This is a genomic window from Actinomadura sediminis (assembly GCF_042675525.1).
Classification (GTDB): domain Bacteria; phylum Actinomycetota; class Actinomycetes; order Streptosporangiales; family Streptosporangiaceae; genus Spirillospora; species Spirillospora sediminis.
This window is the reverse complement of sequence record NZ_JBHTJA010000029.1, coordinates 18,254-38,690: the sequence shown is the minus strand read 5'-3', so window position 1 is coordinate 38,690 and position 20,437 is coordinate 18,254. Positions and strand designations below refer to the sequence as shown.

19 protein-coding genes are annotated in these 20,437 nt (G+C 73.5%); 12 read left to right on the top strand and 7 right to left on the bottom strand.

Translation table 11 applies throughout. The features are described from left to right. Positions 1-62 precede the first annotated feature (62 nt). The 3 genes from ACFQ11_RS16620 to ACFQ11_RS16610 all read left to right on the top strand — a co-directional run bounded on the left by ACFQ11_RS16620 (position 63) and on the right by ACFQ11_RS16610 (position 4,191). The gene (locus ACFQ11_RS16620; RefSeq protein WP_378299406.1) at positions 63-2,087 is read left to right on the top strand and encodes an MFS transporter; all 2,025 of its coding nucleotides are present in this window, start codon (positions 63-65) and stop codon (positions 2,085-2,087) included. 99 nt (positions 2,088-2,186) lie between these two features. Continuing rightward, a complete protein-coding gene (locus ACFQ11_RS16615) occupies positions 2,187-3,320 on the top strand; it encodes an acetyl-CoA C-acetyltransferase (protein WP_378299404.1) in 1,134 nt (377 codons plus the stop codon). A 76-nt stretch (positions 3,321-3,396) separates the two neighbouring features. Continuing rightward, entirely contained in the window at positions 3,397-4,191 is a 795-nt protein-coding gene (locus tag ACFQ11_RS16610; RefSeq protein ID WP_378299402.1) for an enoyl-CoA hydratase/isomerase family protein, read from the top strand. Here ACFQ11_RS16610 and ACFQ11_RS16605 read toward each other — a convergent pair. Then, positions 4,188-4,913 carry an IclR family transcriptional regulator gene (locus tag ACFQ11_RS16605; protein ID WP_378299400.1) on the bottom strand — a complete coding sequence of 242 codons (726 nt, stop codon included), beginning with the start codon at positions 4,911-4,913 and terminating at the stop codon, positions 4,188-4,190. The genes ACFQ11_RS16610 and ACFQ11_RS16605 overlap by 4 nt on opposite strands. A gap of 196 nt (positions 4,914-5,109) precedes the next feature. Between ACFQ11_RS16605 and ACFQ11_RS16600 the strand changes: the two genes are divergently transcribed. Then, positions 5,110-7,053, top strand: coding sequence for an acyl-CoA dehydrogenase family protein (locus ACFQ11_RS16600; RefSeq protein WP_378299397.1), 1,944 nt, complete (start codon positions 5,110-5,112; stop codon positions 7,051-7,053). 177 nt (positions 7,054-7,230) lie between these two features. Beyond that, on the top strand, positions 7,231-8,052 hold the full coding sequence (locus ACFQ11_RS16595) for a class I SAM-dependent methyltransferase (RefSeq protein WP_378299395.1): 822 nt from the start codon (positions 7,231-7,233) through the stop codon (positions 8,050-8,052). Between the two features lie 15 nt (positions 8,053-8,067). Here ACFQ11_RS16595 and ACFQ11_RS16590 read toward each other — a convergent pair whose 3' ends face one another. The 4 genes from ACFQ11_RS16590 to ACFQ11_RS16575 are packed head-to-tail and all read right to left on the bottom strand — an operon-like array spanning position 8,068 to position 12,879. Then, positions 8,068-10,962 (bottom strand): helix-turn-helix transcriptional regulator, encoded by a 2,895-nt coding sequence (locus ACFQ11_RS16590; protein WP_378299393.1) that lies wholly within the window; start codon positions 10,960-10,962, stop codon positions 8,068-8,070. Between the two features lie 43 nt (positions 10,963-11,005). After that, on the bottom strand, positions 11,006-12,025 hold the full coding sequence (locus ACFQ11_RS16585; RefSeq protein WP_378299391.1) for a CaiB/BaiF CoA transferase family protein: 1,020 nt from the start codon (positions 12,023-12,025) through the stop codon (positions 11,006-11,008). Positions 12,026-12,061: 36 nt separating this feature from the next. Beyond that, positions 12,062-12,481, bottom strand: a complete 420-nt coding sequence (locus ACFQ11_RS16580) for a nuclear transport factor 2 family protein (RefSeq protein WP_378299389.1) — start codon at positions 12,479-12,481, stop codon at positions 12,062-12,064. Further along, on the bottom strand, positions 12,478-12,879 hold the full coding sequence (locus tag ACFQ11_RS16575) for an alpha/beta fold hydrolase (RefSeq protein ID WP_378299388.1): 402 nt from the start codon (positions 12,877-12,879) through the stop codon (positions 12,478-12,480). The genes ACFQ11_RS16580 and ACFQ11_RS16575 overlap by 4 nt, the downstream gene beginning before the upstream one ends. 25 nt (positions 12,880-12,904) lie before the next feature. Between ACFQ11_RS16575 and ACFQ11_RS16570 the strand changes: the two genes are divergently transcribed. Continuing rightward, entirely contained in the window at positions 12,905-13,540 is a 636-nt protein-coding gene (locus ACFQ11_RS16570) for a TetR/AcrR family transcriptional regulator (RefSeq protein ID WP_378299387.1), read from the top strand. A 78-nt stretch (positions 13,541-13,618) separates the two neighbouring features. Here the strand turns inward: ACFQ11_RS16570 and ACFQ11_RS16565 are convergent, their stop codons facing one another. Next, positions 13,619-14,248, bottom strand: a complete 630-nt coding sequence (locus ACFQ11_RS16565) for a GNAT family N-acetyltransferase (RefSeq protein WP_378299386.1) — start codon at positions 14,246-14,248, stop codon at positions 13,619-13,621. A gap of 173 nt (positions 14,249-14,421) precedes the next feature. On the opposite strand from ACFQ11_RS16565, the gene ACFQ11_RS16560 reads away from it, so the two are divergent. From ACFQ11_RS16560 to ACFQ11_RS16545, 4 genes are all read left to right on the top strand, one after another. Further along, on the top strand, positions 14,422-14,643 hold the full coding sequence (locus ACFQ11_RS16560) for a GntR family transcriptional regulator (protein WP_378299459.1): 222 nt from the start codon (positions 14,422-14,424) through the stop codon (positions 14,641-14,643). Between the two features lie 165 nt (positions 14,644-14,808). Next, the gene (locus tag ACFQ11_RS16555; RefSeq protein WP_378299383.1) at positions 14,809-16,377 is read left to right on the top strand and encodes a serine/threonine-protein kinase; all 1,569 of its coding nucleotides are present in this window, start codon (positions 14,809-14,811) and stop codon (positions 16,375-16,377) included. 10 nt (positions 16,378-16,387) lie between these two features. Beyond that, the gene (locus ACFQ11_RS16550; protein WP_378299381.1) at positions 16,388-17,173 is read left to right on the top strand and encodes an AraC family transcriptional regulator; all 786 of its coding nucleotides are present in this window, start codon (positions 16,388-16,390) and stop codon (positions 17,171-17,173) included. A 10-nt stretch (positions 17,174-17,183) separates the two neighbouring features. Beyond that, positions 17,184-17,906: an SDR family oxidoreductase gene (locus ACFQ11_RS16545; protein ID WP_378299379.1), complete on the top strand. Its 723-nt coding sequence runs from the start codon at positions 17,184-17,186 to the stop codon at positions 17,904-17,906. Between the two features lie 117 nt (positions 17,907-18,023). On the opposite strand, the gene ACFQ11_RS16540 is transcribed toward ACFQ11_RS16545, so the two are convergent. Then, positions 18,024-18,692, bottom strand: a complete 669-nt coding sequence (locus tag ACFQ11_RS16540) for a sensor histidine kinase (RefSeq protein WP_378299377.1) — start codon at positions 18,690-18,692, stop codon at positions 18,024-18,026. Positions 18,693-18,829: 137 nt separating this feature from the next. On the opposite strand from ACFQ11_RS16540, the gene ACFQ11_RS16535 reads away from it, so the two are divergent. Together ACFQ11_RS16535 and ACFQ11_RS16530 are read left to right on the top strand one after the other, a co-directional pair. Further along, a complete protein-coding gene (locus tag ACFQ11_RS16535) occupies positions 18,830-19,411 on the top strand; it encodes a TetR/AcrR family transcriptional regulator (RefSeq protein WP_378299375.1) in 582 nt (193 codons plus the stop codon). A gap of 56 nt (positions 19,412-19,467) precedes the next feature. Continuing rightward, positions 19,468-20,412 carry a LysR substrate-binding domain-containing protein gene (locus ACFQ11_RS16530; RefSeq protein ID WP_378299373.1) on the top strand — a complete coding sequence of 315 codons (945 nt, stop codon included), beginning with the start codon at positions 19,468-19,470 and terminating at the stop codon, positions 20,410-20,412. Positions 20,413-20,437: the final 25 nt, after the last annotated feature.

Sequence of the window (20,437 nt, the reverse complement as noted above, 5' to 3'; positions counted from 1 at the left end):
CGTGATCTCGCCGGGCTCGTGGGTAGGCCCCTGGCGTCACGAACGGGCAGGGGGGCGCGGGCATGACGGCGACGGCGGCGCGGGACGAGCGGGCCATGCCGGCGGGCAGGGAGCTGTACGCGATTCTGGGCGCGCTCATGCTCGCGCTGCTGCTGGCGGCCCTCGACCAGACGATCGTGTCGACCGCGCTGCCGACGATCGTCAGCGACCTCGGGGGGCTGAACCACCTGTCGTGGGTGGTGACGGCGTACCTGCTGGCGGCGACGGCGTCCACGCCGCTGTGGGGCAAGCTCGGCGACCAGTACGGGCGCAAGCGGCTGTTCCAGACGTCGATCGTGATCTTCCTGGTCGGGTCGGCGCTGTGCGGGATCGCGCAGGGGATGACCGAGCTGATCCTGTTCCGGGCGGTGCAGGGGCTCGGCGGCGGCGGGCTGATGGTGCTGGCCATCGCGATCGTCGGGGAGGTCGTGGCGCCCCGCGACCGCGGGCGGTACCAGGGGCTGTTCGGCGCGGTGTTCGGGGTGTCGAGCGTGTGCGGGCCGCTGCTCGGCGGTTGGTTCGTCGACAACCTGTCGTGGCGGTGGGTGTTCTACATCAACCTGCCGATCGGCATCGTGGCGCTCGTGGTGGTCGCGGCGGTCCTGCGCGCGAGCGGGGGGCGGGAACGGCACCGGATCGACTATCTCGGGACGCTGCTGATCGTCGGGTGGGCGGTCGGCCTGGTGCTGGTGACGACCTGGGGCGGGACGAGCTACGACTGGGTGTCCCCGCAGATCATCGGGCTCGCCGGGGCGTCGGTGGTGCTGATCGTCGTCTGGGTGCTGGTGGAGCGGCGCGCGGCGGAGCCGATCATGCCGCCGAAGCTGCTGGCGCACCCGGTGTTCGCGATCGGGTCGGCGGTCGGGTTCGTGGTCGGGTTCGCGATGTTCGGCGCGCTGACGTTCCTGCCGATCTTCCTGCAGGTCGTGCACGGGGTGTCGCCGACGCTGTCGGGCGTCCACCTGCTGCCGATGATGCTCGGGATGCTGCTGACGTCGATCGGCTCCGGGCAGATCGTCAGCCGGACCGGCCGGTACAAGATCTTCCCGGTGATCGGCACGCCGATCATCGCGGTCGCGCTCTACCTGCTGTCGCGGATGGACGAGACGTCGTCGACGCTCGCGATGAGCCTGCGGTTCGCGCTGCTCGGGCTGGGGCTCGGGATGGTCCTGCAGATCCTCGTGATCGCCGTGCAGAACGCCGTCCCGTACGAGGACCTGGGCGCGGCGACGTCCGGTGTGACGTTCTTCCGGCAGATCGGCGGCTCGTTCGGCGTCGCGGTGTTCGGCGCGGTGTTCAGCAACACCCTCGCGGGCAACATCGACGCGGTCGCGCGCGATCTGCCGCCGGGCTTCGACCCGGGCGCGGTGCAGGGGGACCCGACGCTGCTCGAGCGGTTCCCGCCGCAGGTCAGGAACGAGGTGCTGCACGCGTACGCCGACTCCATCGACACCGTGTTCTTCTGGGCCGTGCCGGTGGCCGCCGTGGGGTTCCTGCTGGCGCTGTTCCTGCGGGAGACGCCGCTGCGCGAGACGTCCCGGACCCGCGACTACGGCGAGGGGTTCGGCGCGGCGCCGACCGTCCGGTCGTCCCGGCACGAGATGGAGCGGTGCCTGAGCGAGCTGATGCGCCGCGACCCGCGCGCCCGGGAGCTGTACACGGGCCTGGGCGCGCTCGCCGGGGTGGACCTCCCGGCGGGGAGCATGTGGGCGCTGTGCCGGATCGCCAAGGACGGGACGGTCCGCGGTGAGGACCTCGCGGAACGCGCGGGGGTGTCGGTGGAGGCCGGGCGGCCGTTCGTGGACCGGCTCGTCGGCGACGGGCTGGTGGAGCGCCGCGACGGCGCCCTGGTGATCACGGATTCGGGCCGGGCCGTCGCCGAACGGCTGTTCGCCGCGCGTCGCGAGGGGCTGGCCCGGCACGTGCACGGCTGGTCCCCGGAGGACCACCCCGAACTCGCGGACGTCCTGACGCGCCTCGCCCGCGCGTCCCTCGGCGACGACGCGGACGGGGAGACGATGCGCGGTGCGACCGCGGCGACCGGGTAACCCGTGTCACATGGCGTTGCGTCCCCGGCCCTGTAATCTCATACTGACTGACCGAATCACACTCGGTTTCGGGACGGAACCCAGACAGTTGGAGGCGTAGTGGCCGAGGCGTACATCGTCGGCGCGGTCCGTACCCCCGTCGGTACCAAGAAGGGCGCCCTCAAGGACGTGCACCCCGCCGACCTCGGGGCCCACGTGCTCAAGGAGCTCATCAACCGCACTGGGGCCGACCCATCCGCGGTGGAGGACAACATCATGGGCTGCGTCATGCAGGTCGGGCCGCAGGCGCTCGACGTCGCGCGCACCGCGTGGCTGTCGGCGGGCCTGCCGGAGAGCGTGCCGGGCGTGACGATCGACCGGCAGTGCGGGTCCTCGCAGCAGGCGATCCACTTCGCCGCCCAGGGCGTCCTGTCCGGCACGCAGGACCTGGTCGTCGCGTCCGGCGTCGAGCACATGGCGAAGGTGCCGATGGGCGCCAGCATCGTCCAGGGGCTGGACTTCCCCTACGGCGAGGGCTGGGCCGAGCGGTACGGCATGCAGGAGATCTCCCAGTTCCGCGGCGCCGAGCTGATGGCCGAGAAGTGGGGCTTCACCCGCGAGGACCTGGAGAAGTTCTCGCTGGAGAGCCACCGGCGCGCCGCGAAGGCGATCGAGGCCGGGTACTTCGACCGGGAGATCGCGCCCCTCGCCGGGCTCACGAAGGACGAGGGCGCCCGCCCCGACACCACGCTGGAGAAGATGGCGGGCCTGAAGACGCTGCGGGACGGCGGCCGCATCACCGCCGCGGTGTCCTCGCAGGTGTCCATCGGCGCGTCCGCCGTGATGATCGCGTCGGAGGAGGCCGTCAAGCGGCACAACCTCACCCCGCGCGCCCGCATCCACACCCTCGCGGTCACCGGCTCGGACCCGGTCTACATGCTGACCGGCCCGATCCCGGCGACCGAGAAGGCCCTCGACCGCGCCGGCCTCAAGATCGACGACATCGACGTCTTCGAGGTCAACGAGGCGTTCGCCCCGGTCCCGATGGCGTGGGCGCACGACACCGGCGCGTCCCTGGAGAAGACCAACCCCAACGGCGGCGCGATCGCCCTCGGTCACCCGCTGGGCGCCACCGGCGGCGTCCTGATGACCAAGCTGCTGCACGAGCTGGAGCGCACCGGCGGCCGCTACGGCCTGCAGACGATGTGCGAGGGCGGCGGCCAGGCCAACGCCACCATCATCGAGCGCCTCTGATCCCCGGATCGGTCGCGGGATCATGACGGGCGGGCTCTCTGCGGGGAGCCCGCCCGTCGCGTTCGGCAGGAGGGGTATGTACGAGACGGTGCTTTACACGGTCGATGAGCGGATCGCGCGGATCACACTGAACCGGCCGGACGCGCGGAACGCGCTCAGCGACCGGATGATCGACGAGCTGCTCGACGCGTTCGAGCGGGCGAGGAACGACGACGGCGTGCGCGTGATCGTCCTGACGGGGGCGGGGGAGCGGGCGTTCTGCGCGGGCGCGGACCTCGGCGGGCTCGGCGCGCAGCAGGCGGACGGACGGTCGGTGGCCGATCCCGCGGCGATCCGGGAGAGCGCCCCGTTCCGGCTGTTCACGGCGTTCCCGAAGCTCGGCAAGCCGGTCATCGCGCGGCTGGCGGGGCACGCGGTGGCGGGCGGGCTCGGGCTCGCGGCGGCGTGCGACCTGGTGGTCGCGGCGGACGACGTGAAGCTGGCGACGCCCGAGGTGAACGTGGGCCTCTGGCCGATGATGATCATGGCGATCATCAACCGGAACGTCGTCCCGAAGCAGGCGTTCAAGCTGTACTACACGGGCGCCCGCATCACCGCGGCGGAGGGCCGGGAGATCGGGCTGGTCACCGAGGTGGTGCCGCGGGACGAGCTGGACGCGCGGGTGGACGGGCTGGCGCGGACGATCGCGGCGAAGAGCCCGCTCGGGCTGCGCCGGGGCCGCGACGCGTTCTTCGCGATCGAGGGGCGCCCGCTGGAGGAGCAGGTGGAGCACCTGCTGGGCGAGCTCGTGGAGCTCGCGGGCAGCGAGGACGCCAGGGAGGGCGTCACGGCGTTCCTGGAGAACCGCGCCCCCGACTTCCGGGGGCGCTAGAGGGCGGGCAGGGTGATCGTCCGCTGGAGGCGGGCGGCGGTCGCCTGCATCCGGTCGGCGGAGCGCTCGATCCTGGGCAGCTTCGCCGGCCGGCAGGAGACGGCGAGGGCCGCGCGGACGGTACCGGTCGCGTCGGTGACCGGGACGGCGGCGCAGCCGGTGCCGAGCGCGTACTCCTCGCGGTCGATGGACAGGCCGGTGGACGAGCGCAGCGTGCGGAGCAGCCGGCGCGGTTCGGTGATCGTGTGCGGGGTGAGTTCGGCGAGCCGGCGCCGGGCGAGGTAGTCGCGGCGGCGGTCCTCGTCGAGCTGGGCGATCAGGCACTTGCCGAGCGCGGTCGCGTGCGGGGCCTCGTCGAAGCCCACCCAGACGTCGACGCGGGGCGTGCGGGGGCCGTCGACGATGTCGATGAGCCGGATCTCGTCGTCCACGTGCATGGCGAAGTACGCCGCGGCGCCGAGCTCGTCCCGGAGCGCGACGAGCGCGGGGCGGATGCGGGCGAGGAGCTGCTGGGCGCGGCTCTTGCCGTGCAGGCTCGAGACGCGCTCGCCGAGCACCCAGACGCCGTCCGACAGGCGCGTGGCGTAACCCTCGTGCGCGAGGGTGCGCAGCAGGTGGTACGTGGTGGCGAGGGGCAGCCCGGCCTCGCGGGCGAGCTGCTTGGCGGGCGCCCCGCCGGGGTGCGACGACACCGCCTCCATCAGATGCAGAGCACGCTGCACCGAGGCGATGAGTGTGGGTCTGCGCGGCTCGTCCATCACGCAAAGCGAACCCTGCCCGCCGATGCCGGTCAAGGGCTTTGCCGGGACCCGTCAAGGATCATCGCGCGCACCCCGCGCCGGGCCGCGGAGGGGAGTACTCCGGGCAGATCCGGGGAGTGACTCCGCAAGGGACGGACGCCGGGTTCGAGGAGCCGCCATGAGTCAGCCAGTTCGCACGCACGAGCACGTCGACGAGCGGACCGCGCGCAGGGTGGCGGAGGAGGCGCGGGAGACCGAATGGCGCCTGCCGAGCTTCGGCAAGCAGTTGTTCCTCGGCGACTTCCGGCTCGACCTGGTGCGCCCGCACCCGCGTCCCGGCGCGGACGAGCGGGCGCGGGGCGACGCGTTCCTGGCGAAGCTCACGGAGTTCTGCGCGACCGAGGTCGATCCGGCGCGGATCGAGCGGGAGGCCCGCATCCCGGACGAGACGCTGGCGGGCCTGCGCGACCTCGGGGCGTTCGGCATGAAGATCCCCGAGCGGTACGGCGGGCTGGGGCTCGGCCAGTTCCACTACGGGCGCGCGCTGATGATCGCGGGGTCGGTGAGCCCGGCGATCGGGGCGCTGCTGTCGGCGCACCAGTCGATCGGCGTCCCCCAGCCGGTGAAGATGTTCGGGACGGACGAGCAGAAGGACGCGTGGCTGCCGCGCTGCGCGACGCGGTTGACCGCGTTCCTGCTGACCGAGCCCGACGTGGGCTCCGATCCGGCGCGGCTGCGCGCGACGGCCGTCCCGGACGGGGACGACTACGTGCTCAACGGCGTGAAGCTGTGGACGACGAACGGCGTGGTGGCGGATCTCGTCGTGGTGATGGCGCGGGTCCCGAAGTCGGACGGCCATCGGGGCGGGATCTCGGCGTTCATCGTCGACATGGACACCCCGGGCATCACGGTCGAGAACCGGAACGCGTTCATGGGGCTGCGCGGCATCGAGAACGGGGTGACGCGCTTCCACGACGTGCGCGTCCCGAAGGCGAACATGATCGGCAAGGAGGGTGCGGGGCTGAGGATCGCGCTGGCGACCCTCAACACCGGGCGGCTGTCGCTGCCGGCGATGTGCGCGGCCAGCGGCAAATGGGCGGCGAAGATCGCCCGGGAGTGGTCGGCGGAGCGGGTGCAGTGGGGGCGCCCGGTCGGGCGGCACGAGGCGGTCGCCCGCAAGGTGGCGTTCATCGCCGCGACGGCGTACGCGATGGAGGCCGTCCACGACCTGTCGGCGCTGCTCGCCGACGACGAGCGGGGCGACATCCGGATCGAGGCGGCGCTGGCGAAGCTGTGGTCGTCGGAGATGGCGTGCAAGGTCGCCGACGAGCTGGTGCAGGTCCGCGGGGGCCGCGGCTACGAGACGGCCGAGTCGCTCGCGGCGCGCGGCGAGCGGGGCGTCCCGGCCGAGCAGCTGCTCCGCGACCTGCGGATCAACCGGATCTTCGAGGGGTCCAGCGAGATCATGCACCTGCTGATCGCGCGGGAGGCGGTGGACGCGCACCTGTCGGTGGCGGGCGACATCATCGATCCCGACGCGTCCGCGGCGGACAAGGCGCGGGCGGCCGCGCGGGCCGGCGGGTTCTACGCCCGCTGGCTGCCGACGCTCGTCACCGGCCCGGGGCGGCGGCCCGGCTCGTACGCGCGGTTCGGGCCGCTGGCGAAGCACCTGCGGTACGTGGAGCGCGCGTCCCGGAAGCTGGCCCGGTCGATCTTCTACGCGGCGGGCCGCTGGCAGGGCGGTCTCGAGCAGAAGCAGGGTTTCCTCGGCCGGATGGTCGACATCGGCGCCGAGCTGTACGCGATGAGCGCCGTCTGTGTGCGCGCGCACGCCGACGCGTCCGGCAAGGGCCCGCTGCAGGACGACGGTCAGGGGCCGGGCAAGTCGGCCATCCTGCTCGCGGACGCCTTCTGCCGGCAGTCCCGGGTGCGGGTGGAGGAGCTGTTCGACGGCCTGTGGCGCAACACGGACGCACTGGACGTGCGGCTCGCGCGCGCTGTGCTCGACGGCGCGTTCACGTGGGTCGAGGAAGGTGTGCTCGACCCGTCCATCCCGGGTCCGTGGATCGCCGCGTCCGAACCGGGCCCCAGTAGCGTGGACAGCGTTCACCGGCACGTTTAGCCACGGCCAGGGGCGGCCGGGCGCCCGCTTAGTACGCACGTAATACGCGTAGCCACGCGCAGTGTCGATACACTGACCGGAATTCGCGCCCGAGATCAGGCCCTCCCGTTGGGAGCAGGTCCAAGGATCCGGCGAAACGACAGCCGTTACGGCGAACGCACCCAGCGAGCGGGAAGAATGCAGCAACCTGGTCAGAAGAAGTCCATTGCCGGAACCCTCCTCAACCTGATCGGCAGCGGCCCGAAGCGGTCGCCCGCCGCGCCCCCGCCGTCGCGGGACGGCGACGTCGTCCAGCCCGCCGCCGGCGAGGGGGCGCTGGAGAACCACCTCGGCGGGGACGAGGCCCGCAACTACCGCAAGTACGAGTACGACACCGTCGCGCCGCACGTGGGCCGCTCCATGCTGGAGGTCGGGTCCGGGCTCGGGCACTTCTCCGAGCAGTTCGCGGGGCGGCTCGACTACCTCGTCGTCAGCGACAACGACCCCTACTGCGTGGGCGAGCTGCGCAAGCGCTACGAGGGCAACGACGACGTCGAGGTCATCGACCTGGCGCTGCCGGCCGACATCGACATCCGGCAGAAGGTCGACACCGTCGTGATGATGAACGTCCTGGAGCACATCAAGGACGACGTCCAGGCGCTGCGCGACCTCGCCGCCGTGACCCTGCCCGGCGGCCGGATCGTCATCTGGGTGCCCGGCTACATGCAGCTCTACGGCGACTTCGACCGCAAGGTCGGGCACGTCACCCGGTACACCCCGAAGACGCTGGAGAAGTCGGTGCGCGAGGCGGGGCTCGTCCCCGAGGTCCTCAAGCCGATCAACTTCCTCGGCGGCATCGCCTGGTGGTTCGCGGTGCGGCGCGGCGGCGCCGGCTACCCCGACCCCAGGCTCGTGAAGATCTACGACCGGACGGTCGTGCCGTTCACCCGCACGATCGAGCGGTTCGTCAAGCCGCCGTTCGGGCAGACGGTGCTCTGCGTGGCGCGCGTCCCCGAATAGCCCGCCGTCCCGGCGTCACCGTGCCGCGCCGGCCTCCCGGAACAGGGAGAGCCGGTGCGCGGTGGCGGCGGCCTCCCCGCGGCTGGCGACGCCGAGCTTGCCGAGGATGTTGGAGACGTGCACGCTGGCCGTCTTCGCGGAGATGAACAGCGCCTCGGCGATGTCGCGGTTGCTGCGCCCCTCGGCGACGAGCCGCAGCACCTCGAACTCGCGGGGCGTCAGACCGAGCGGCGCCGTCCCGGCCCGCTGCGGGCTCCGCGTGCGGCGCAGCAGGTCGGCGACCTGTCCCGCGAGCGTCTCGGCGCGCAGCCCGGCGGCGAGGTCCGCGGCCGTGCCCAGCCGGACGGACGCCGCGTCGTGGTCGCCCGCCGCCAGTGCGGCCTCGGCCGCCCGCATCAGCGCGGTCGCGTGCGCGAACGGGTCGCCGATCCGTTCCCACGCGGCGGCGACGCCGTCCCACGCGGCGCGGTCGAGGACGCCGCGGGCGCGGGCCAGCTCGGCCTCGAACGTCAGCCCGTGCGCCTGCTGGAGGCGGCCGAGGCGCGGCAGCCCCGCCGCGCGCTCCTCGATGCGCTTCAGGTCGCCGTCGGCGTCCGGGCCGATCTCGGCGCAGGCGGTGACGCCGAGCACCAGCGCCGGCCACGCGTACCGCGCGTCGTCCGGCAGGCCCGGCCGGTCCACCACCCCGAGGACGGCGTCCAGCGCGGCGGCCGGGTCGCCGTCGGCCAGCGCGAGCCGCGCCCGGAGCCGCTGGGTCGAGAAGTAGTCCTGCGTCTTCAGCCACGTGCTCTGCACGCTCGTGCCCTGGGCGGCGCGTTCCAGCCGTTCCCGCGCCGTCTCCGGTTCGCCGCGGAACAGGGCGATCTCTCCCGACATGACGAGCAGCGACGTGCGGGTCGTGACGGACGGCTCCTGCGCCATCGCCTGCTCCATCACGGTGAGCGCCTCGTCCCACCGGCCCAGGGAGACGAGCGGCTCCGCCTCGTTGATGCACAGGAACGTCCCGTCGGTGCGGGCGAGCCCGAAACGGCTGGCGGTCTCCTTGCCGAGCCGCGCGACCTCCGCGGCCTCCGCGTGCAGCCCGGCGCCCTCCAGGAAGTGCGACCGGATCACCGCGTGCCGCATCAGCGCGCCGTGGTCGCCGCTGCGGGCCGCGACCTGGGCGATCTCGTCGAGCAGCGAGCCGTCGGTGTAGTCGATGTCGGTGCAGAACAGCGTGCACAGCGCGTGCGACTCCGCGACCGGGTCGCCCAGCTCCCGCGCGATCGCGTACGACTCGGCCGCCGCGGCCCGCGCCTCGTCGATGTTCGTCGTGAAGCGGATGTAGGTCGCGAGCGTGGACAGGACGCGGGCGCGCAGCACGGTGCGCCGGTCGGCCGGCAGCGTCTCGGCGGCCTCCCGGACGTCCTCGATGAACCCGGAGCGGGCCATCTGGTACCGCATCCGGCCGCGCAGCGCGAGCAGCTCCGCCCGCCGCTCCCGGACGTCCGGGTCGTCCTCCGCGTCGCCGATCTCGCGCAGCGCCGCGGACGCCAGCTTGATGCCGCGCTCGTACTCGCCCGCCAGGTCGGCGGTACGCGCCGCCTTCTCGAGGACCCGCACCAGGTCGGCGCCGATGCGTTCGGGCGCGTCCGGGACCAGCTCCCACAGCTCCATCACGCGCGACAGCATCCCCAGGCACTCCGCGTACGCGAGCGCCTTGCGCGCGTACCCGGCCGCCCGCCACGACGCGACGAGCGCCCACACGGCGTTGTGCGCGGCCTTCCAGTGGTGGCTCAGCTCCACCCACAGCCGCCCGTCCGGCACCAGCGCGGGATCGTCCTCGAGCGCCTCCGCGTACCGGGTGTGCAGCCGCGTGTGCTCGCCGGGCAGCAGGTCGTCGTGGACGGCCTCGCGGATCAGCGCGTGCCGGAACGCGTAGCCGTCCCCGTCCACCACCAGGACGTTCGCCGCGACGGCCGGGCGCAGCGTGCGGGTCAGCGCGGCGTCGTCCAGCCCGGACACCGCGGCGAGCAGCGCGTGCTCGATGCGGGTGCCGCCGCCGCTGGCGTCCCGCAGCACCTCCTGCGTCTCCTCCGGCAGCCGCTGCACCCCGGCCAGCAGCAGGTCCCGCAGCGACTCGGGCAGCTCGGACGCCAGCGTGCCGTCGTCGTCGAGCAGCGCCTCGATGAACAGCGGATTGCCCTCGCTGCGCTCGACGATCCGCTCCACCAGTCCCGCGGGCGGCTCGTCGCCCAGCAGCGCCGTGACCAGCGCGGCGGTCTCCGCGCGGGTGAGCCGCGCGGGCTCCAGCCGGTGCACCCGGTCCGCGCGCTCCAGCCCCGCGAGCAGTGTCCGCAGCGGATGCCCCCGGTGCAGCTCGTCCGTCCGGTACGTCACCACGATGAGGACGGGCGCGGCGCCGAGGTTGCGGGTCAGGAAGGCCAGCAGGTCGCGGGTGGAACGGTCCGCCCAGTGGGCGTCCTCGATGACGAGCACGACCGGGCTCTGCTCGGCGAGCCGCTCCAGCAGCGTCAGCACCAGCTCGAACAGCCGCGCCCGCTCCTCGCCGGACGCCTCGTCCCGTTCGGGCTCGCCGAACTCGGGCAGCAGCCGGGCCAGCGCGCCGGTGTCGCCGCGCGGGACCAGCGCCGCGATCCCGTCGATGCCGATGTCGCGCACCAGCCCCCGCAGGACGGTCGTGAACGGCGCGAACGGCAGGCCGTCCGAGCCCAGCTCCAGGCACCCGCCGACCAGCACCCGCGCCCGGTCGCCCGCGCATGCGGCGAACTCCCGGATCAGCCGTGTCTTGCCGAGGCCCGCCTCCCCGCCGACGAGCACCGCCCCGGGCGCCGCGGCGAGCGCTTCCTCCAGCCGCCGCAGCTCGTCCGAACGCCCGACCAGGACCGGACTCATCGCGCGCGTGCTCACGCGTTCAAGGATGCCAAACACATCGGACGATCCCGCACGAATTTCACTTCGTGAGACGCCAGCCTTCGCCCCGATGCTCGTCCAGTTCCGGAACCTCGCCGCGCGACGGGCCGCCGTGGTTGGCCGTCCGCACCGGCCCGGCCCCGACCCCCCGTGCCCGGAAGTGCTCGTGCGCGAGCATCTCCGCGCGGGTGAGGACGGGCGCGACCGGCGCGCCCTCCGCCGACAGCCGCGCCACCGCCTCGTCCCGGGTGAGCCCCGCGACGGCGTCCGCGACCGCCCCGTCGAGCTCCTCCAGCCGCTCGAACCGCCGCGGGAACGGGACGTCCGCGTGCCGGTCCAGGCCGAGGGCCCGGCACGTCGCGGCCCACAGCCGGTCCTCGGAGACGACGCCGAGCGTGATCGTCCGTCCGTCCTTGGTGGGGTAGACGCCGTAGCCCGGGACGGGCGCGTCGGCCCCGGCCATGTCGGGCGACGTCTCGACCCAGTCGGCGAGGACGTCGGCCATCGCGAGATCGATCCGCTCGCCGATCCCGGTCTCCCGGGCCTTCAGCACGGCGGCGGTGATCGCGAACGCGGCCATCGTCGCGGCGGCCATGTCGGCGACGGCCAGGTCGGCGCCCGCCGACGTCGCGTCCCCGGGGAGGGCGCCCGCGTAGGCCCGGTAGTTGACGTCGTGTCCCGGTACGTCCGACAGCGGGCCCTCGGCGCCGTACCCGGAGATCGAGCAGTAGACGAGCGCGGGCGCGGCCTCCCGCAGCCGCGCGTACCCGACGCCGAGCCGGTCGGCGACGCCCGGCCGGAACCCCTCGGCGAACACCTCGGCGTCCGCTGCGAGCTCCAGGCACCGCGCGAGCCCGTCGGCGCTCTTCAGGTCGAGCTCGATGCTCCGTTTGTGCCGGTTCAGGACGTCGAAGTGGTCGCGGAACGCCCGCATCGGCTCGCCGCCCGGGGGCTCGACCTTGACGACGTCCGCGCCGAGCCGTCCGAGGAGCTGCGTCGCGTACGGCCCCGGCCGCCACATCGTCAGGTCCAGCACCCGCAACCCGTCCAGCAACCCCATGCCCGGCAGCATACGCAAGCGGACGCTTGTTCGGTATCAGAGCCGGCTGCGGACGAGCCGGGGCCAGCACGCGGGACGGCGCAGCCCGGCGAGCAGCACCGGGAGCGGGTCCGAGAACGACCGGCGTGCCCGGATCGTCCCGTCGGCGACGGTGAACCGGTCGCACACCGCGAACTCGACCGGCGCGCGGCCGAGCGTCGCGCGGCACAGCGACTCGATGTAGACGGTGTCGTCCCGGACCGCGTCCCGGACGACGGTGAGGCCCATGTCGGGGAAGAGCGCGAACAGCCGCCGGAACATGCCCTCGACCTCGGCGATGCCGTGGGCGTCGGCGAACATCGGCTGGACGAACGTCGCCTCGGCGTGGATCAGCGGGCGGAAGTGGCGGAGGAACCCTTCGGGCTTCGGCCGCGCCCACCCGGCGGCGAAGAGCCCGGGGAGTTCGCCCGGCGTCATCGGACGTCCGCCAGGAAGCCGCCGCCCAGCTCGGCGAGCCGGTCCGGGCGCGCCGCCGCGACCAGTCGGGCGACGACGCCCCCGCTGTCGTTGCCGACCAGCACCGCGCTGGGCTCGTCCAGCAGGTCGAGCACCTCGGTGGCCGCCTCGGCCACGGCGGGCGGGGAGAGGTCGGCGCCGGCCCGCAGCGGGCGGCCGTGCGCGCCGAACGGCCAGTCGACGGTGACGCACCGGTGCCGTCCGGCGAGCTCCTCGACCACCGGCGTCCAGGCGTCCGGAGGCGCGAGGAAGCCCCGCAGGAACACGACGGCGGGCCCCGGCCCGTCGCCGTGCCGCCGGCACCGGACCGTCCCCTTGCTCGTCTCGAGTTCCTGACTGGCAGTCGAAAACTGACTCATGGTCGAAAACTGTATCTTGGTGGGCATGACCGTCAAGAGCCGGCGAGCGGAGCACCGGGAACTCACCAGGAACGGGATCCTGCAGGCCGCCGCGCGGCTGTTCGCCGACCAGGGGTTCACGGCGACCAGCATCGACGACGTCGCCCGCGCCGCCCGCGTCAGCAAGGGAACGGTCTACTACCACTTCGCCGACAAGGCCCACCTGTTCGAGGCCGTGTTCCGCGACCGCCAAGAGCACCTGGTGCGAGACGTGACGGCCGCCGCCGTGAACCACCCGGCCCCCTGGCCGCGACTGACCGCCGCGCTGGACGCCTACCTCGACGGAACCGTCACCGACGCCGCCCACCGCTCCCTGCTCCAGCAGGCCCCCGCCGCCCTCGGCGCGGAACGCTGCCGCCGCCTGGACGAAGAGATGGGCCTCCCCGCCCTCCAGACCCTCCTCGACGACCTCGCCGCCGCGGGCGAACTCGTCCCGGCGCCCACCCCGATGCTCACCCGCCTCCTGTTCAGCGCCCTCTGCGAGGCCGCCATGGCCGCGGGCGCCGCCCCCGACCCCGTCCGGGCCCGCACCGAGGCGGGCGCGGCCCTCACCGCGGTCCTGGCCGGCCTGCACCGCCCCCCGGCGAGCGTGCGCGACGTCCCGCCGCCTGGACGATCTTGATCGGCGGACGTCCGGCGGCCCGTGCCGAGGCGGACGGGGCGCCGGGACGTCCAGACGGTCCCCGGCGGGCGTCCGGGCTCAGCCGTCCAGGCGCATTCCGAGGAACTTGCTTTCGGGGCCGTCCTCGAGCAGGCCGAAACCCAGGTGCTCGTAGAAGCCCAGCGCGTTGGTGTTGCGGGCGGCGACGCCGAGGTGGACGCCCGGCACGCCCCGCGCGCGCAGCGCGTCCACGGCCGTCGCCCAGAGGCGCCGCCCGTTGCCGCCGCCCTGCGCCTCGGGCAGCAGGTCCACGTGGAAGTGGGCGGGGTAGCGGTCGGTGATGCTCGCGGGCGTCCGCGGCGGGGCGTCGATGAGGGCGCGCAACCGGGCGTCCAGGGACCCGGGCCGGACGGGCCGCCCCGCGCGCCGCGCGCGAAGCCGCGGCCACCAGGCGTCCTCGAGTTCGCGCTCGAACGCCACGGTGTCGGCGACGGCGAGGAAATAGCCGAGCGGCAGTGACCGCTCGTCCTGCGCGAGCACCCACGCGAGGTCGGGGGAGTGGGCCAGGTAGGGCCCCGCGTAGACGTCGCCGAGCAGCCGCGGATCGTCGAACAGCCCGCTCGCGTCCCTCCCGTGGGCTCCGGTGCGCAGGCAGATCTCGTAGATCCGCTCGACCTCGGAGGGATCGCCCGCCCGAGCCGGACGAACGGACAGCGGACGAAAGGTCATCGTGAACCTCCTGGGCAGCGGGCGGTGCACCCAAAACCTACTAGCATTCGGGTTTTGAATCGCCCTGGTCCGTCCCCGCGCGGCCGAGCCGGCCCGCTCGCCCGCCGTCAGGCCCGGCCCAGTGCCGCCCTCGATACCGGGGCCGCCGCCGGGCCCTGGACTCCTTGAAACCGATGTACCTCTCGGTTGCGGACGAGCCGGAACGTCGGATAAGGGCAGGTGAAATGTCGCCCTGTACTCGCCTCCCATCGGCGCGCGGGCTGGTGCAGGAGGCGGGCGTGTCCACGCGGACGAGCGAGGCGGCCTCGCGCGTTCTCAAGGAACGCGGGCTGCCGGTCGCCGTGCACGGCGTCGGAACGTTCGTCGCCCCCGGCATCCCACCCTCCGCCAAATAGGAACCCGCCGGTTGCGGACGCATCCGCCGTTCATTCGCGGCGGGAAGGCGTCCGCGTCCCGAGGGAGTGCCGCCGTGCGTCTGTACGGGCGCATAGAGACATGGGTGTCTGTCAGGTGCGGGGAAGCTCTTCTCCGGCGCGTCCGGCGGCATTAGGTTTCTGGGCGTGGGCTGGGATGGCGAGGGTGTGCTGGCGGGGCGGTATCGGCGGCTCGACCGGATCGGGCGGGGCGGGATGGGCGCGGTGTGGCGCGCTTACGACGCTGACCTCGATCGGGAGGTGGCGGTCAAGGAACTGTGGGTTCCCGAGCAGGTCGCCGAGCCGGAGCGGGCCGTTTGGTACGCGCGGATGGAGCGGGAGGCGCGGGCGGCCGCGCGGCTGCGGCATCCGGGGATCGTGACCGTCTATGACCGGGTGCGGGGCGAGGACGGACGTCCGTGGATCGTGATGGAGCTCGTCCGTGGCCGGTCGCTGGACCGCGTCCTGGCCGAGGACGGGCCGTTGCCCGTGCGGCGTGTCGCGGCGATCGGGCTGGCGATGCTGGACGCGCTGGCGGCGGCCCACGCGGAAGGAATCGTCCACCGCGACGTGAAACCGGCGAACGTCCTGCTAGAGGGGGAGCGCGTCGTCCTCACCGACTTCGGCATCGCGGCGGTGGAGGGCGATGCCGCCCTCACCCGGACGGGTGCGGTGCTGGGCACGCCCGCGTACATGGCGCCGGAGCAGGTGGACGGCGAATCCGCCACGGCCGCCTCGGACCTGTGGTCGCTCGGCGCCACCCTGTACGCGGCGGTGGAGGGCCGTCCGCCGTTCACCGCCCCCACCCACGGTGCCCTGTTCGTCGCCATCGCCACCCGGGACCCCGAACCACCGCAATGCGGCGGCCCGCTCGCGGAGGCCGTCAACGGCCTCCTCCACAAGAACCCCGCCGACCGCCCGTCCCCCGACCGGCTCCGCGAACTACTCGACACGGCGGCTGCCCATACTGGACGGCCGTCCGGCGAGGCCGCGACCCGCGTCGACTCCTCACCCCCTCCGCCCGTTGCCACGCCCCGCACCATCCCCAGCGGTGTCCGTGTTCCCGGCCCGCCTGCGGGAGAGCATCCGGGCCCCGCGCGGGAGACCGGTCGCGGGCACCCGGTCGCCGTCCGGGGCGCCCTGGTCTGCGTGTGGATCACGGTTGCCCTCAGCCTGCTGATGCCCTGGGATGCCAGATGGCCGGGCCTGGGATGGGGGTTGGTCACTCCGCCCGCTCTCCTGGTGACTCTCGTGGTGTCGACTCTGTTGTCAGCCGGGCTGTGGAGAATGGTCTATCGACCGAGGCGAGTACTAGGGGTCGTCGCGCTGATCAATGTCGGGCTCGCAGCGAGCATTCTCAAGAATCCTGTATTCCACGAGCTGCTGGTTCCCTCCCACGGCATGGTGATCGGCTGGCTGACCGGCGCCGTCTCGCTCATGTTCGCGTTCGCCGGGGTGAACGGTTCGTCCTTCGACGAGTCGGCGTCCGGCGAGCCACGCCCGCCAGGGACGAGGACCGTCGTGATCGTCGAAGGGATCGTCGCGGTCACTTGGCCGCAGGTCTTCTGCTGGATGATGGGGATCGACGTGTACATGGGCGGGCTTCCGTATCCGAGCTGGGTCCCCGGCTTTCTCCTCGGATGCATGTTCCTGGTCTGGATCGCGATCCAACTTGCTCCCCGGTCGCTCTGGGCTGGGCTCCGCCTCGGGCGGTAGTCATGGACGCATGGTGCACGTCCACTCCGTGTCGGCGGACTGCACCGGCCCGTGCGAGGTCGTGGTGCGGGCGGCGCACGCGGCGCTGCGTCCGTACGTGGTCGGGTACTCGGGGTTCCGGACGGCCGCGCCGCCCGGGCGGCTGCGGCGGCGGGTGCTGCCGCTCAACCTCGCCGCCCTGATCATCGACTTCGACGGCCCGTGCTCGGCGGTCACCGGCCCGCGCGGGACGCCGCTGGTGTCGGACGTCGCGGGCTGGCGGCGCGGGGTGTCGGTCGGGCTCACCCCGGCGGGGGTCGCGGCACTGTGCGACCTCCCGGTCCGCGACCTCGTCGGGACGGTCGCCGCGCCCGCCGAGGTGTTCGGCCCACGGGTGTCGCGGCTCGCCGACCGGCTCGCGGAGGCGCCCGGGTGGGACGCGCGGTTCGACGTCCTCGACGAGCGGTTGTCGGCGTGGCTCGCACCGTCCGCGGCCCGTCCGGACGAGATCGTCCTGCGGGCGTGGTGGCGGCTGCAGGCGCACGCCGGGACGGTGGGCGGGACGGCGCGCGAGCTGGGGATCGGCGTCCGGCACCTGCAGGCGGGGTTCCGGCGGCACATCGGGCTGACGCCGAAGACGGTCGCGCGGATCGGCCGGTTCCAGCGCGCCGTGCAGGTGATCGGCGACCCGGCGGCGGCCGTGGCGTGCGGGTACGCCGACCAGCCGCACCTCAGCCGGGACGTGCGGGCGATGAGCGGGCTCACGCCGACCGAACTGTTCGCGTTCGTTCAAGACGGACGGGCGTCCGCGCAATAGCGTCCGGACCATGACGCTCACGGACAGGACGGCCCTCGTCACCGGCGGATCGCGCGGCATCGGCCGGGCCGTCGTCACGCGCCTCGCGGCGGACGGCGCCCGCGTGGTGTTCGGCTATCGCGAGGGGAAGGCGGCGGCGGACGAGCTCGTGCGCGAGCTCGGCGGGCGGGCGGTCGCCGTCCGGGCCGACCAGGAGGACCCCGGGACGATCGACGCGCTGTTCGAGCCCGTCGGGGAGTCGCTCGACATCGTCGTCAACAACGCGGCGATCAACCCGCACCGGCCGATCGCCGAGACGACCGGCGCGGACTTCGACCGCGTGATGACGGTGAACGCCAAATACCCGCTGCTGGTGATGCGGCGCGCCGAACCGCTGATGCCGGACGGGGGCCGGATCGTCAACGTGTCGACGCTGAACACCGTGCTGCCCGCGCCCGGGCACGCCCTGTACGCGGCGAGCAAGGCGGCGCTGGAGCAGCTCACGGCCGTCGCGTCCCGCGAGTTCGGCCCGCGCGGCATCACGGTGAACTCGGTGTCGCCCGGCACGACCGACACCGACCTGTTCCGGGAGACGAACCCGCCCGGCGCCGCGGAGCGGGTCGCGGCGTTCACCGCGCTGGGTCGGCTGGGCCGCCCGGACGACATCGCGAACGTCGTCGCGTTCCTCGCGGGGCCCGACGCCGGCTGGATCACCGGCCAGAACCTGCGGGCGACCGGCGGGCTGCTGGTCTGACGAGGGCGGCCGTGGTCCCCCGATCGACCACGGCCACCATGTCGTTCGATGTACCGGTGGGGCCGCCTGGTTCGCGTCCGCGCGGATTTTCTCGCGCCGATCCCCGCCCGACCGTCCTCAAACGGGGTCGTAGGGCAGATGCACGACGACCGACCAGCCCCCGTCCCGAGGCCCGGCCTCGATCGCGCCGCCCAGCGCCGTGACCCGCTCGACCATGCCGACGAGACCGTTGCCGCCGCCGCCCGGAGTGTTCGGCGCGCCCGCGGCGCCCTCGTCGGCGACCGACACCGTGAGGACATCGGCCCCGTACCGGACCTCGACGACGACCCGCGCGCCCGGGGCGTACCGGGCGGTGTTCCCGAGGGCCTCCTGGACGATCCGGTACGCCGCCAGGCTCGCGCGCCGGCTCAACCGCCGCGGTGTCCCGACGACGAGCATCGACACCGGCAGGCCCCCGCGCCGCGCCGCGCCGACCAGGTCGTCCAGCCGGTCGATCCCGGCTTCGTCCTCGGCGCGTAGCCGCCCGACCACGAGCCGCGTCTCGGTGAGCGCCTCGCGCGCCGTGCGGTGCACCGACTCGAGCGTCCGCCGGACCCCGTCCGGCAGGCCGTCCTCGACGAGCGCCGCCGCGGCCTGCACCGCGATCAGGGAAATGTGGTGGGTGACGACGTCGTGCAGTTCGCGGGCCATGCGGGCGCGCTCCCGCCGCACCGCCGCCTCCCGGACCCGGTCCAGCGCGGCCCGGTCCGGCGCGGCGAACGTGTCCGCGGGCACCTCCATGACCATCGTGGTCTCCTCTGCAAGGGCCGGCCGCCGGTACGGCGTCGAGTGGAACGGCACGGGCCGTGCCGTGCGATCGTCAGCGTGGCGCACCGGCGCGGCATTGTCAACACGGCACGTGCCGTGCCGGTAGGGTGCCGGGCATGACCGATCACCGTGCCGCCAGATCCGACGACCGCACCGAGGCGATCATGCGGGCCGCGCTCGACCTCGCGCTGGAGAGCGGCTACAGCAAGCTCAGCATCGAGGCGGTCGCCGCACGCGCCGGCGTCGGCAAGCACACCGTCTACCGCCGCTGGTCCTCCAAGGGCTCGCTGTTCCTCGACGCCGTTCTCAGCCTCAACAAGGACAGCCTGGGCCACCGCGACACCGGCGACATCGTCGCCGACCTGCGCGAGCAGATGGAACGGGCCGTGAACCTGCTGGGGCGTCCGCCCTGGGGCCCCCTCTACCAGGACCTGGTCGGGGAGGCGCAGCACAACCCCGAGGTCGCCGCCGCCCTCAAGCACCGCTTCATCGACCCCCAGACGGCCGACACCGTCGCCCGCCTGCGGACCGCCAGGGAGAACGGCCAGCTCGCCCCAGACATCGACCTCGAACTCGCGATGGAACTCCTCTCCGGCCCCCTGTACTACCGCTTCCTGATCACTCAGGAACCCCTGACCCCCGACTACCTCGACCAGGTCCTGAAAGCCCTCTTCACCGGCATGTCCCCCCGCCCCTGAACGGTGTGCCCGGAGGGTGAACCCGGGCGTGTCAAGGGGTTGGGTAAAGTCGTCGGGTGGTGGTTGGTCGGCCTACGGTGGCGCAGCTCAGGGCGTTCTTGGCGCTTGCCGAGCATCTGCATTTCCGGGATGCTGCGGCGGCGTTGCGGATGAGCCAGCCCGCGCTGTCGGGGGCGGTGGCCGCGTTGGAGGAGACGCTCGGCACCCGGCTGGTGGAGCGGACGACGCGGAAGGTGATGCTGACGCCCGCGGGGGAGCGGGTGGCGCGGCGGGCCGAGTTCGTGCTCGCGGAGCTCGACCGGCTCGTGGAGGACGTCAAGGCGGTGCGGGGGCCGCTGGTCGGGCCGCTCCGGGTGGGGGTCATCCCGACGGTCGCGCCCTATCTGCTGCCCGTGGTGCTGCCGCGGCTGGCGAAGGACTTTCCCGAGCTCGAGCTGTCGGTGCACGAGGAGCAGACCGACCAGCTCGTGGCGGAGCTGCTGGCGGGGCGGCTCGACGTGGTGGTGATGGCGCTGCCGTCGCCGGTGGCGGGGGTGCGCGAGGTTCCGCTCTACGACGAGGACTTCGTGCTGGTCGCGCCCGGTTCGCAGGATCTCGCGGTGCCGAGTGAGGGTGTCGCGAGGGAGGTCCTGGGCGAGCTCGATGTGCTGCTTCTCAACGAGGGGCACTGCCTGCGGGATCAGGCGATGGACGTGTGCCGGGAGGTCGGGGCGCGGGCCGTGGCGGCCACGTACGCGACGAGCCTGGCGACGCTGGTCCAGCTCGTGTCGGGCGGGCTGGGGGTGACGCTGGTGCCGGAGACGGCGCTGCCGGTGGAGACGCGGCGGGCGCCGAACCTGGCGCTGCACCGGTTCCGGGAACCGGCGCCGTTCCGGCGGATCGGGCTGGGGCATCGCGCGACGTCGCCGCGGGCGGCGGAGTTCGCGGCGCTCGCGGAGAGCGTGCGGGCGGCGATCGCGGAGCAGGAGGGCGGTTCGCCCGGGTTCCGGACCTGCGGCTGATCGCCGGTCGAGGGTCACCGGTTCG